10 protein-coding genes are annotated in these 12668 nt (G+C 56.6%); 2 read left to right on the forward strand and 8 right to left on the reverse strand.

Annotated features, from left to right (window positions below):
- The first annotated feature begins 60 nt into the window (after positions 1–60).
- Entirely contained in the window at positions 61–657 is a 597-nt protein-coding gene (locus BR41_RS21125; protein WP_035061261.1) for a hypothetical protein, read from the forward strand.
- On the opposite strand, the gene BR41_RS24430 is transcribed toward BR41_RS21125, so the two are convergent.
- The 4 genes from BR41_RS24430 to BR41_RS21145 all read right to left on the reverse strand — a co-directional run bounded on the left by BR41_RS24430 (position 597) and on the right by BR41_RS21145 (position 5285).
- Positions 597–1397 (reverse strand): hypothetical protein, encoded by an 801-nt coding sequence (locus tag BR41_RS24430; RefSeq protein WP_156970850.1) that lies wholly within the window; start codon positions 1395–1397, stop codon positions 597–599. The two genes, BR41_RS21125 and BR41_RS24430, sit on opposite strands and share 61 nt — an antisense overlap.
- A gap of 458 nt (positions 1398–1855) precedes the next feature.
- A complete protein-coding gene (locus BR41_RS21135; protein WP_035061267.1) occupies positions 1856–2764 on the reverse strand; it encodes a plasmid partitioning protein RepB C-terminal domain-containing protein in 909 nt (302 codons plus the stop codon).
- On the reverse strand, positions 2761–3678 hold the full coding sequence (locus tag BR41_RS21140; protein WP_035061269.1) for a plasmid partitioning protein RepB C-terminal domain-containing protein: 918 nt from the start codon (positions 3676–3678) through the stop codon (positions 2761–2763). The genes BR41_RS21135 and BR41_RS21140 overlap by 4 nt, the downstream gene beginning before the upstream one ends.
- A complete protein-coding gene (locus BR41_RS21145; protein ID WP_084187503.1) occupies positions 3678–5285 on the reverse strand; it encodes a recombinase family protein in 1608 nt (535 codons plus the stop codon). The genes BR41_RS21140 and BR41_RS21145 overlap by 1 nt, the downstream gene beginning before the upstream one ends.
- A 69-nt stretch (positions 5286–5354) precedes the next feature.
- Here BR41_RS21145 and BR41_RS21150 point away from each other — a divergent pair, with 69 nt between their 5' ends.
- Positions 5355–5690: a hypothetical protein gene (locus BR41_RS21150; RefSeq protein ID WP_035061272.1), complete on the forward strand. Its 336-nt coding sequence runs from the start codon at positions 5355–5357 to the stop codon at positions 5688–5690.
- A 230-nt stretch (positions 5691–5920) separates the two neighbouring features.
- On the opposite strand, the gene BR41_RS21155 is transcribed toward BR41_RS21150, so the two are convergent.
- The 4 genes from BR41_RS21155 to BR41_RS21170 form a co-directional block, all read right to left on the reverse strand.
- The gene (locus BR41_RS21155) at positions 5921–6520 is read right to left on the reverse strand and encodes a TetR/AcrR family transcriptional regulator (protein WP_051711549.1); all 600 of its coding nucleotides are present in this window, start codon (positions 6518–6520) and stop codon (positions 5921–5923) included.
- 52 nt (positions 6521–6572) lie between these two features.
- Complete coding sequence (locus BR41_RS25630; RefSeq protein ID WP_373278363.1) at positions 6573–6953, reverse strand: hypothetical protein; 381 nt, start codon at positions 6951–6953, stop codon at positions 6573–6575.
- Positions 6954–7328: 375 nt separating this feature from the next.
- Positions 7329–7601 (reverse strand): DUF6966 domain-containing protein, encoded by a 273-nt coding sequence (locus BR41_RS21165; protein ID WP_035061278.1) that lies wholly within the window; start codon positions 7599–7601, stop codon positions 7329–7331.
- On the reverse strand, positions 7598–12668 hold a 5071-nt coding region (locus tag BR41_RS21170), incomplete at its 5' end, for a VENN motif pre-toxin domain-containing protein (protein ID WP_035061281.1). The genes BR41_RS21170 and BR41_RS21165, both read right to left, overlap by 4 nt.

Genomic DNA, 12668 nt, shown 5'->3' on the forward strand with positions numbered 1-12668 from the left:
CCTCGCCACGTGGGGCAAGCGCCCGCTCTATACCGGCGAAGCGCCGAAGCGGAGGGTGTAATGCGCAAGCCGGTTCACCTCGAACGCCCCGGCGGCAAAGGCCCACGGCAGCGACTGTGGGAGCAAATGCGCAAGCTGCGCGAATTCACCATGGACGACCTGTCGTTCAAAACCAATATCGACGGCGAGTCCATCCGCAAATACATTCAAGGCTTGGTCAAGGCGGGCTATCTGGAAAAGCCGCCCGTGGAACGCTTCGCCCCATCCACCTACCTGCTGGTCCGCGACAACGGCGTCGAAGCGCCCCGCGTGGATCGCACTGGCCGGGCGGTCAATACCGGCCTGCACCGCGAACAGATGTGGCGAACCATGCGCATCATCCGCGACTTTACCGCCAGTGAACTGGCCACACAGGCCAGCACCGAGCAAGTGCCAGTTAGCCTGATCACGGCGCGCAAATACCTGCATGCGCTGGCGCTAGCCGGCTACCTGCGGGAAATCACGCCAGCCCACGGCCCGGCGGCCGGACGGTATGCACTCACCCCGTCCCGCTACACCGGCCCGCGCCCGCCCATCGTTCAGCGCACGCAGGCGGTCTACGACCCGAACGAGGGGCGCGTGGTCTGGCAAGAAGGCGTGAACGAGGACGATCTCTGAGTCGTTCGTTCAATGTGCCTACTTGTGCCGAGGCTTCGCGCCACCCAAGGCCGGCCTTCGATCTCGCCGAGGAAGTAATTGGTGAAGTGGCACAGCAAGCGATCAAGTTCCCAAGGCTCAAGCGCAGCTTCTCGCGCGATGGCGTGATAAAACAGCTCTGCTTGCTGATAGCTGCCGTCTCTGCTGCTTGTGAAGCCGAGCGCCACCGCGACCCGCTTCAAGCGCAAATCCACGGCAAAGGTATCGCGGAAATCGGGGTCATGGATATCCATCCACACCTTCCGCGCATACTTGGGGCCAATACCGTGAAACGAGCACATGAATTCATATTTCTCGTCTCGCGTGGGCAAATTCAGCATGTGCGTTGTGGCCACTTCAACCCCGCCCAGCTCAGCAATACGGCTGACGTTAGCCGCCAGTTGAACGGTTTGCTCAACCCGTAACCGAATCTTCGCCTTGCGCAGTACGCTGAGCAGATGGGCCGCGCGGGACGCGGCATCAAGCTGGACGAGTACGGCGTATGAAACCGAATGCAGTAATTCGGGGTCGTCGCACAATCCAGCCCAGTAACGCGCGTTTTCGCGTGTGGCCGCACACTGAAGCAGCAGATACCAGAGCAAGTCGGGCCGTTGCCTGAGCGCTTCGCCATCAGCCTTCAGCGCCTGCAGGCGCTCTTGCATATGAACCGGCAGCGCTTTGAGCGCAGCAATGAACCGAGTGCGTTTGTTTACAGGTGTCATCGGCGATTTTAGGTGGCAAAAACAGGACGGTGATCGATGCATTGTTAATGCTCGTCACTGCCTCCCGGTAGCTGATCTGGGACGGGGATCAACGCCAGCAGCGTAAGCATCCTTTGCCAGCATCTTAACAACCCTCCCCGCCGCCCTGGCACATACAGCCTTTACCGCACCATGCCAGTCCGAGCCCAATCCAAGCTAACCGAATATTGCACCCGATCATTCGATTGTGTGGAGAGAATGACCATGTGTGAGCACTCGTTCTGGCACAGGTAATCACCCCGTGTTCGGGGTTGCTTTGTAAGATGACAACCGCACGACTGGCCAGGACAAGATCGTCGGCACTACGCGCGAAGTGCAGATCTTCCGCAAGGATTGCAGACAGGTGTGGACGAACCTGTTGCTGTTCAAGGTCGTTATCGGTGACCTTCTATTCAGGCAAGTACGCGTTGAAAGTTCACTCACTCCCGCTCTGGACTACGAGCATCAGTCGTGATCGCCTCCATCACTGCGGACAATCCTTCGATCAAGTCACGATGGTGGCGATCCAGGTAGTCGGTGATCGCTGAATTCCTAAGCAGGCGCGAAATGTACCCTTTGGCGATGACAAGGGTAAGCATCGTGTCGCCGATTGAATCTTCGACCGCCAAATAATCTTGATGGAGTTTTTCCATTTCCCGTTCCATCCGTGCGATATCCTCAGGCGTAATTTCACCATTTGGCTTGTTCTTTTTCGGGTCAGCCAGCAACTCTGGGCGAGTTGCGACGAGCACCATCTCAGCATATGGCCCAGTGAACCGATTCGCCGAAATCATCATTTCGGCCGCCTCAATTTGGCGAATTGGCTTCATCTTGCGGAGGCAAGAAAATACCTTGTTTCCGACCATTTTATCTTTGAGCAAATCGACGACTTCCGGCGCAATACCATCAAGTAAATGTTGGCGTTCACGGATGCGATCTACGTTGACATTTAACACTTGGGCAATCCTACTTGCCGACACTCCTTTATTGATAGCCGCTAGGATCATACGATGTTCTTGAATTGCACTGACTCGATTCACTTGTCGGTTATATGTAAATCCTTCGTCATCGGTTGCCACAAGACATATTGCCTCTGTACAGCCAAGTTGCTTAAGCGCCTCAAGCCTCAAATGGCCATCCAGTAGGATATAAGGGGTCCGCTCTGGTTCTTTTGGATTTTCCGGATGTACTGCAAGCGGCTCAATGATGCCAAGCTCTCTGATTGAACTTAAAATAACCTGAAATTTTGTTGTTTGTGCTGCTGATTTCCCTACTAATCTGGTTGGCAAAATACGGTCCAGTGGCAGTAGGATTGTTTGCTTATTAAATGCGAGCTGAACGCTCTTCATAAAGTAGCCTCTCGCAAATGTTCAGCCAGCGGCTTCGGCATGTCCTGGATTCCTTCGGCGCGCAACAATGTACGGAAGTGTTCATCTGTGAGTAAGCGTCTCAATGCTGAAGTGACATATAGCAAGCGTTGATCATTGATATCCGCCTTTTTGATGATTAATCGCTGTCGCCGCACCTCAGCTTGATATGCCTGTACTAACTTTTGCGGGCTTGTTTTGACGGGCTTACCGTTCTGCCCCGCATATCGCTTTCCCATTACGCGTCGCTTATCAATTAGACGTCGTACTTTCATGAGTTGTTCGCCTCGAAGCAAGCCTTGCTCGTAGGCCTCCATCATGGCAATTTGCACGTCTGCATCACTAGCCTTTGCAATTTTTGCTGCCATATCGACTGACAACCATCCCTTTTCTACAGCAGCGATGAGCCTCTCTTCGCCCTCCCGTAACAAGTGAAGTATGCACCCTATATAGCCAGCATCGAAACCAATCTTATTTGATATCTGTAAAACCGAGTAACCTCGTTCTTCAAGCACTCTTACAGCTCCTAATAGATCTTGATTGGAGTGTTTCCGACGTGCCAGATTCTCAACCAAGCTAATCAAATAGCGTTCAGCTTGGCTTGCTTCAACCACTACGCAAGGAATTTCATTCTCTCCAAGAGCCTGAAATGCTTCGAAGCGTCCTTGACCACATATCAACTCATACAACTTTCCCTTTTCATCCTCACCACATGCAACGACCGTAATTGGCCGCTTCAATCCCAACGTCGCAATATTTTCGACCAATTGAGCAAATATCTTTTGATTTCTGGCGCGCGGATTCAAAACGTGAATTCGGCTTAATTCGATCATGTCAACCTGTTGACGCCGCTGTATATGATGCTTCGTTTGAGTAAGTTCATTCTGATCGCGCATCAATGTAAGTCTCTAATGGGGACGCGTTGTGCCAGGTGAAATAACGCGTCAAGATTGTCGAACCGATAAGCATCAAGTCCGGCCTCGTTCCTTTCAGCTAACCGAAGACGGGATACCAGCATATCCATGGCTGGCAACAAGTAATAATCCAGTGCCAGTTCATTCCCAACAGCCATCCGCACTACAACTGTAATATCAGGCGCAAGGCCACTATCGAACCGAACAACCCAGCGCAAGGATCCTGCTGGAGTAATCCGGCAACGACTCAATACAAGTGAAATCGTAAACTCTTCATTCACAGTGATTAACTCTGTTTTAGCATCAATCACCACATGACCGCCAAGTTCACGGATATTTGAAATTGCGCCCTGGACAACGAGGGGATACAAAGTGCGGAGCTGTCTGTTTTCTTCGACATATCTGAAATCTCTATTCGGCTGATAGCCAATCAACGAGTATGAGCGAACCAAACTACCGAAACGACTTTGATATGCACTGCTTGATGGACAGTCTTCCGACTCGTCGATTACCATGCCGGACAAGTATCCGCACCGAGCGAACAACTTACGCAATGCATCCAGCATTTGATCATCGCTCATTCGTTCGGATCTACTCGCAATAATCGATTGCGCAGCAACAAATAAGACATACTCAACAATCGGCTTAAAAACACCTTCAGCACGTATCCATTCTGAACATGGATTTCTAACATGCTCTTGCTTGAGTTTGAATGAAGTCCGATTCCAGACATTGTTGCCGATATACTTTTCGTTAATCAATATTTGATGAACTGTGCCACGCGTCCACAATCGATCAAGATCAGTTCTAATTCCTTGCTGATTGAGCAGCCCAGCTATCTCCTGTTCTGATCGCCCCTCCTCAACAAATTTTTTGTAAATAAATCGCACTATGTTCTGTTCGCTTTCTGGCCCTGGAACGAGAATGACGCGATCAGTCTGAATGCACTTATGCTCACCACGAGACAAAAGGCCTTTTGGACTCCCAGCCACATCAATAAGCTGGCGGCGCAAACCAAACCCAGCAGAACCGCCTTGACGAAAACCGAGACTAATAAGACGGCTTTGCCCTCCAAAAACTTTGATTCCAAGCTCCCTACTGTACTCGCCGGCCATTGTACGTTTTACGCTTTTTATAATGCTGGAAACTGGACTACCATCATTTTCGAATTGTTCTGCGCAATACCTGACATGAACTCCGCCCTGCTTGCACCGAATTTCATAACTGGCACTTTCATCAGGATCCTGGAAGCGTCCCCAGCGACTGACGTCATAAACCAAGACCAATTCAAAATTCGCTTGGCCATTTTCAACATCGCGCAATAATTGTTTCAGTGCATCACGCCCCTCCAGGCGTAGACCACTTTTGCCTTCGTCTTCATATAACTTGACGATTTCGATACCCCGATGCAACGCGTACTCCTGAATGGCATTGAGTTGATTCTGCGTGGAGTACTGCTGGTGTTCAGTAGACATGCGGACATAGGCGGCGGCACGCAACGTTGGCGCGCTCATTTGCTCCCGCGTGTTGTAGTGTCTTCGCTCGTCCACCTCATCTCCCTGCCCACTGCTTTCTCCCTTCTGGTGCATGCTGACTTTTCTGACAACACACCAACAGGTAGGCGCTCGTGTTGAACATTAGCTTTGGGGATAAGAAATATGTTGCCAAAAATGGGTAATTCATTTCCGATCGAAAAAGATGCAGAAGATTATGCGGCCTTGATAGCGTTGGCTTTGCGGACTGAACTTGGCGAGTCGCGACGCGCATTGAAATCCGTTATGCGATGGACCGGCGCAAGCGAAAAAACAGCGAAGAACTGGTTAGCGGGCCGCTATGGGCCCAATGGCGAGCATCTAGTCGCGCTGGCAAAGCATTCGCCCGCAGTATTAAATGCCTTTCTGACAATGACCGGACAGTGCCCGCAGTTTGGGCATTCTAAGCAAGCGCATCTGCGGCAACTCCTTCAAACTGCATTGGAGCTACTTCAGAGATAACCGCTCGGTTCTTCACTGGTCGAACTGCAACCTCACAAGGATGTCGGCATGTAGCAAAATGAGGCTTCAGCCGAAGCCAATTCAGTACCATGCCCCCAAAGTGTGGAACGATAGGCAGATAACTAGGACTGTTGGCCGTACATTCGGACAGCAACAAAAGGGAGCACCGCAAGGCCGCGATGCACGATGTTAGCTTCGGTAACGCCAAGCCTGCGCCCTGAGCGTGCCGATCAATTCACCGTGTCATATAGAGCGGTTTGCCCAACTGGGTGCTGCGGTGTCAGTCCGACAGGCGGCAGGCAGGCTAGGAGCCATTGCACCGTGCTGACCAAGGCAGCGCGGTCGTAGCCCTGGCTGAAGCGATGCATGCATGCTCCGCTCAGAATGAGGCGGAGCGCCAGAATGTCCAGGGCAAGGCCTTGGTCGGCCTGCACACCCAGCAACCGCTCGAAGGCAGTCGAGAAAATCGGGTTAAGGCGTGCGGCGAGTCTGGCGTCACCTCGCACCGCCATCCAGAGTTCGAAGATGGCAACGACGCTCGATTTACCTGGATCGTCCAGGATGCCGCGCAGCATATGGTGGGCGCGTTCGCGTGGGGTGGCGCTAGCCAGTTCGGCGCTTTGTCGTTCGATCAGTTGGGTGAGCAGCGCCGGCAACAGGTCATAGCGACCGTTGTGATAGTGATGGCGCAATGCGCCTCTGGATAAGTCTGCTCGCGTGCAAACGCGGTCTTCGTTGAGTCTCGCGTAGCCGTGTTCGGCAATCAATGCTTCCGCCGCCGCCAGCAGCGCTTGTCGGGTCTGAGTTGCACGTTGCAGTTGTGATGTCATGGCGCATATCCAGATAAAAACATTCACGTCTGATTATTACCGATGCCTTTGATTACGCAAACATGTGAGCGTCCAGCACCCCACCTTGCCCCTCAGTCCACTGACTGCGCCAACACCTGCAACTGCAGCAACTCATCAATCCGGCTGTTCGGCCAAGTATGCAGTCGATTTGATGGTATTTCCGGTTCAAGCCGGCAGCTACGACGAAGCCGTAACACCATTTGTCCCAACTGCGGGCAGGCCCACGTTCTGGAATGCTGATCGGCCGATAGCAGAACTGCTCACGCCGGAATTGAATTGCAACCATGTGCTTGAAGCAGGCCAGCAGTTTCAATACGTGGGTGATGTCTGCATCGCTGGCGGAACCCAGATTCTTGCCGAACAAAACAATAAGCCGATCTTCGGCAAAAACAGGTTGGGGGCCGACCACCACACCAGCGAAAAAGCCATCCAGCGCCGGCAAATCCTTTATGCCACTGATGCCGGCCCGTTGCAGCTAGCCGGCGAGTTCTTCCAGCTCTTCCGCATTGAGCGGCTTGGTCGGCCATCCCGCCAACCTGAGCCACAAATCGGCAATGCCATCCCGAATAATCAGGAAGGCGCGCCAAAGTGACATAAGAATCCGCCACAAAATCATCGTGCTGTATGAACCGAAGCGAGGAAGTGCCGGGAGTGTGAAGGAGAGGCGGCGGCGATGCCAGCGCAGGAAACAGGAAAAGCGCGTTGCGAGGGTAGAACAAGGAGAAGCCCAACATTGGCGATTTGTTCACCAATGTTGGGCTGCATTTCATTTAGCCCAACCTACGGGCTACTCGTGACATAGGGCATATAACTTCGACCTTAGTGCATCCAATTCATCATTTTCTTTGCGCAGAGGTTGTCCATCTTTGTAGAGAACAAGATCATTTAATGATCCCATTCCTCCATACATGGATATAACGTCCACGCAAACTGTGTTCGGATCAACAACGACTTCATCGCTAAGCCTTTCAAACACGAGGGCCCAGTCACCAAACTCCCCCATGTCCAGAAGCTCAGCCATCCTTGTTAGGGTTACATGTATCTCTTGAATGTTTTTCATTTAAGCGGGCTCGAACTAAGCACTTGAACACCATCAATCGCCCACGGTTTTAGGACGACGACTTGTTGTTTTCCACCGACATAGAAGCCGCCCTGCGAGCCGACCTCTCCCACATAAACCTGAGTACCTTTAGGAATAGTAAGTGCAAATGACGTATCAATTGGCGATGTTGCTCCGCCCGGCCACACTGGCAGGACCGCTTTGTCGATTCTGGCCTGAAGAATTCCATCAGGAGGTATCACGTCTAAGAACTGACCGAGTGGCTTAGCCGCCGTCCCTGCTCGGTACAAAGTCGTATCCTCCGTCAATGTAACAACGCTGTACCGTCCACCAGCAAACGTTTCGGCCACACTCGGATCCAATGGCCCCGGATCGATAGCAGTATGTGAGCTGACAATTTTTCCTAATTGCAAAGAATTTACTGTGTTCGTAGCTATTGGCGACCCAGTGCCAGAATTGGTCACCGTCTCGCCATCCAAATTCCACGTCGCAAAGTTCGTCACCGGCTCAGCCGTCGTAACTGCCTTCCCGCCCAGCGCCATCTCATACAGCGACGTACCCGCCTTCACCGTCGTGAAAGTGCTGGTGATGCCGCCCAATGTGCCGCCAGCGATGTTGACTATCCCCGCTAGAACATCATCATGCGTGACTTGGTACGTGCCCGCTCCAATCGCATAGCCAGCCATTGCCGGGCCGACGACGGGGGTGTTCGCCGCTACCGCCGCGCCTGTAATCAGCAGCGATTGACTGAGGTTGTTAGCGAGCTGCCCAGAGGTGCTGTCTTGATAGACCGTGTTCTGCGGCGGTGCGGTGAGTACCGGCGAATTATCGATGCGGGCCTGCTGTTGCTTTTGGGCCTGTAGCGCGAGCGCCTTGTCGGTGCTCATCCCCGTGTCGGTGCTGGTGGTCTGCAGGCCGTCCAGCTTGGCGATAGACGTGTCGAAACTTTGCAGGTCTTGCAACTTGGTGGACATGATGCCGGCGATTTCGCTGGTCGCTGCGATGTCCTTGTTGATGACGTGGCCGTTGATCAGGCTCTGGCTTTGCGTTTGGCTCAGTAGCTCCGCATCGCTGATAAGCTTGTCTCTTTCCTGCTGGTTCTTGGCGTTGGCCAAGTCCTTTTTGAGTTTCGCTGCCTGATCGTGATTGAGGTAGTTGTTCTCCACCTCGTTCTGCGCCGCACTCATCGCGGTGTTCACGTCCTTGCCCGCGATGGCAGCCACCGTGCCGGTGATCGCCACATCCGTGCCAGCCAACAGGGCTTTACCGCCATCGGTGCTGGTGTCGATGACCCGGCCCAGTAGCGGCGCGCTGATTGCGGAGACTGTTCCACCAATCGCACCACTGCTGCAGCTGGCTCTCTGCACCGCCGCCGTCGCGCAGCCCAAGGCGGCATGCGCCAAGACTTGCATCGGGTTCGGGGTGTTCTGGTTGTCGATGTTGAATTTGCTATCCGCGAACTGGTCGCCGATGAAGTTCGCCGCCAGCGCACTTTCATTCACGGCAAGGCTGTTCACGAACGCGGTCTTGAAGCTGCCGCCGTACACCACCGTTTGCACGCCGGCGCTGATGGCGCTGCGTTCAGCCGCACCAACGATCTTGCTGCCCCAGTCGGTGGCGGCAGAGAGGGTGACGGTGCCGTCGGAGGCGGTGGTGGCGGTGGTATCTGCCAGCGCGCCCGCGTTGCCGAGGTACTCGGTCGCGCCCATCGTGACGTAGGCGACCACGGCGGCTTTGACCACTTCGGTGAAGTCGATCTTGCCGGTCATGATCAGCTGGCTGCTCATGCTGCTGAGCACGGCTGCGGCCACCGGGCCGACCACGAAGGAGAGCGCGACCGCAACGACCACGGCGGCGACTTGGCCCAGCGCGCCGGGGCCACTCGTGTCCTTCATGAAGTCTTGGTGGATGTCGTCGTGAACTTGCTCGGCGGTGTAGTTCATGCCGAGCTTTTTGCTCAGGTCGAGCAACAGCGCTTCGCTCTTGGCTTCGTCGACCTTGCCGTTCGCGTCGACGACCTGGAACTGGCCGCCAATGCTCTTCACCGCACTGGCATCAATATTCAGATTGGTGGCACTGATCAGGCCACCCGGTTGAACTTGGGTGCCGTAGATATTGATCCAGCCACCTTCCACCTTGTTGGTGGCGTAGCCGATATCCACGCTTCTGGCTTCGTTGACCAGTTCCTTGGCTTTCAGGTCCAGCTGGTTGGCGATGATGCTGCCGGTGTTGGTGAGGGTGTTGCTCACGTCCAGCGTGACGGTCTGGCCTTGGATCAGGCCGCCTTCCTGTTTCGCCAGTTGTGCTTGGCTGGCTTGCGGCAGGTAGACCTGCGGCATCAGCACGCTGACGGTGCCGCAGGTGGGCAGGCCGGCGCAGCTCGGGTCGGGTACGGCTTGTTGCACGTACCAGAGCATGGGCGCGTCGAGCGCGGCGATTTGCTGGTCGGTCAGCGCGGTGCCGAGTGTCACTTGGTTCTTGTCGGCCCAGGCGATGGCGTTCTGGTACAGGATGGCTTTTTGTTCATCCGCCAGGCTCATCTTGGTTTTGTCGTCTTGCGCCAGGCCGTTGATGAACCACGCCTGCCCGGTTTGCTTCAGCGCCGCCTGGGTGAGGAGTTGCTGTTCGAGGTACGGGTCGGCGTAGAACTGCATGCCCGTTTGGGGCAGCAGGTTGCTGGGCAGGTTGGCGACGAGGCTGGCCGGGCCGATGCTGGCGAGCAGGTCGTCGGCGGTGTTGTGTTTCAGGTAGGTGATGCTGGCGGCCGTGGCGGCCGCGGTTTGGGTGACGGTGGCGCTGCCGTCCTTGGTCGGGCCGATGGCGGCGAGCGCGTCTTGCGCGTTGGCGTGGCCGACCACGGCGGCGATGCCGGTCTTGGGGGTGGCGGCGCTGGCCAGCGTGGTCGGCTGGGCGAGTTCCGGCGCTTGCGTCGGCACGTCATTGGCGGGGACGGCATTGACCGGGGCCACGCTGACGCGGTGGGCGCTGGCTTGCACCTTGGGCACGCTGACGGCGACCGGGGCGAGGCTGATCACCGGTTGCGGCACGGTGGTTTGCGCCGTCGGCAGGGTTTTGTCGGTCAGGCCGTTGATCAGGTCGGTGCTGCTCAGGCTGACCTGTTTGCCGGTGAGCTTGCCGCTGTTGGTGACGGTGGCGGCGTTGCCGGTCAGGCTGTTGCCGGCGTGGATCACCGCATCCTGCGTGCCGGTGACGATGGTGCCGTAGGTGGTGTGGGTCTTGTCGGGGTGGAACCAGTCGGTTTCTTCCACCCAGCGGCCGCGCCATTGTTCGGTGAGAGAGACCGTTTGGTTGAGGATGTCGCCACTCAGGTGCAGGTTGGCGTTGTTGCCGGCATCGATGGCGCTGCCGATGTTGCTCAGGCTGCTGCCGGTGACGGTGAGGTCGTGGCCGGCCTGGATCAGCGACGGGTCGCCGGCTGCGTTGAGGAAGTCCGCACTGCAGTGGCTGTTCTTATACGTGCCGCCCGGGTTGCAGCCGCCGATGGGGTCGGTGCTGCCGTAGCTGACGTGCGTGCTGACCGGTGCCTGCACCTGATTCACGATGTGGCCGGCGGTGAGGTTCACATCGCCATTCAGCGCGTGGATGGTGCCGCTGGTGTTGGTCAGGTCGCCCGGGGTGGTGATGCTGATGGTGTTCTTGGCGACGAGGTTGGCGTGGCTGTTGTCCACCGCCGTGGCGTTGATGTTGATGTTGTTGCCGGCGATGACGTTGGCGCGCTCTTCCTGCCAGCTGAAGCTTTGCACGTTGGCATTGGCCTCGCCCTTGCAGGTCTTGGCCCCCGCCACGCAGCCGGGCGTGGTGGTCAGCGTGGGGTTGTACCAGCCGGCGTTGCTGAACGTGCCGCCGGTGATGGTGACATCGTTGCCGGCCATGACCGTGCCCTGATTCTGCAGGCCACCGTTGAAGGTCACGTTGTGGCCGGCGGCGATGGTGCCGCCGCCGCCGGCATTGGCGATGGCGTGGGTGTTGAGTACGCCGTTGGCGGCGGTGTAGAGGCCGCCACCGTCCAGGGTGTTGCTCCCCATCAAGCCGTTCAGGGTGTTGACGAAGGCATCGAGCGAGGCTTGGTTCACCTGATCCGTCACCGTGGTGTGCAAGGTGCCGAGGGCCAGGTTTTGCACTGGGGCAGCCGTGGCGGTCAGCGTGACATCGTGCGTGGCCTGAATGGTGCTGTAGCTGTTGGTGATGGTGGCCGCGTTGATGGTCAGGTCGTGGTTGCTGTTGATGATGCCTTGCGTGCCATTGGTCTGGGTGGTGGTGACTTCTTCCAGCGTCGGGATGACGGCCGTGCCGGCCGTGAGCACCCACACGTCGCCGACGTTGCCGGTGTACTTGGTGCCGGTGATGGGTGCGCTGCCTTGCTTCACGTCGGAACTCATCGTGAGCACTTGGTGCCCGCTGCCGTTGCCGGAGACGGTGTACTCGCCAATGATGGTCTGGGTGCCTTCCACCGAGACAGTGCTGCCTGCCGTCGCGCCCGTCATGTAGTCGGACAGGTGGGTGTAGGTGGTGGTCGTGGTCGTCGTAGAGCCGCAAGTACCGCCTTGTCCCCCCCCGCCGGCACCGCAAATACCGCTGGTGGTGGTGCGCACCGACGTGCCGATCTGGGCCGTGCCGAGCAGCGCATCATCCGCGAGCACCTTGGTGGTGGTCGTGGTCTGAATGCCGGTGCTCTGGTTCAGCACCGAACCCGCGTTCAGCACCATATCCCCGGTGGAGAGGATCTTGCCGGCCATATTGGTCAGCGTGCCGGTGAGGTTGGTCGTCAGCGCGTTGCCGGCTTGCAGCGTGCCGGTGCTGTTGTCCAGGCTGGACCCGTTCAGGGTCAGGTTGTGGCTGGCGGTGATGTTGCCGGCGGCGGTGTTCTGGATTGCGCCGGCCGTGATCGATACATCACCGGTGGCGCAACCGGCCGCGCCGCCGCAATCCACCGCGGCGATGCTGCCGTTGCTGTTGGTGAGCGTGCCGCTGCCCAGATTGAGCGCGACGGCGTTGGTGGCGTAGAGGTGGCCGCCTGTGTTGTCGAGGCCGGCGCTATTGAGGGTG

Source organism: Andreprevotia chitinilytica DSM 18519, from assembly GCF_000711875.1.
Lineage (GTDB): Bacteria > Pseudomonadota > Gammaproteobacteria > Burkholderiales > Chitinibacteraceae > Andreprevotia > Andreprevotia chitinilytica.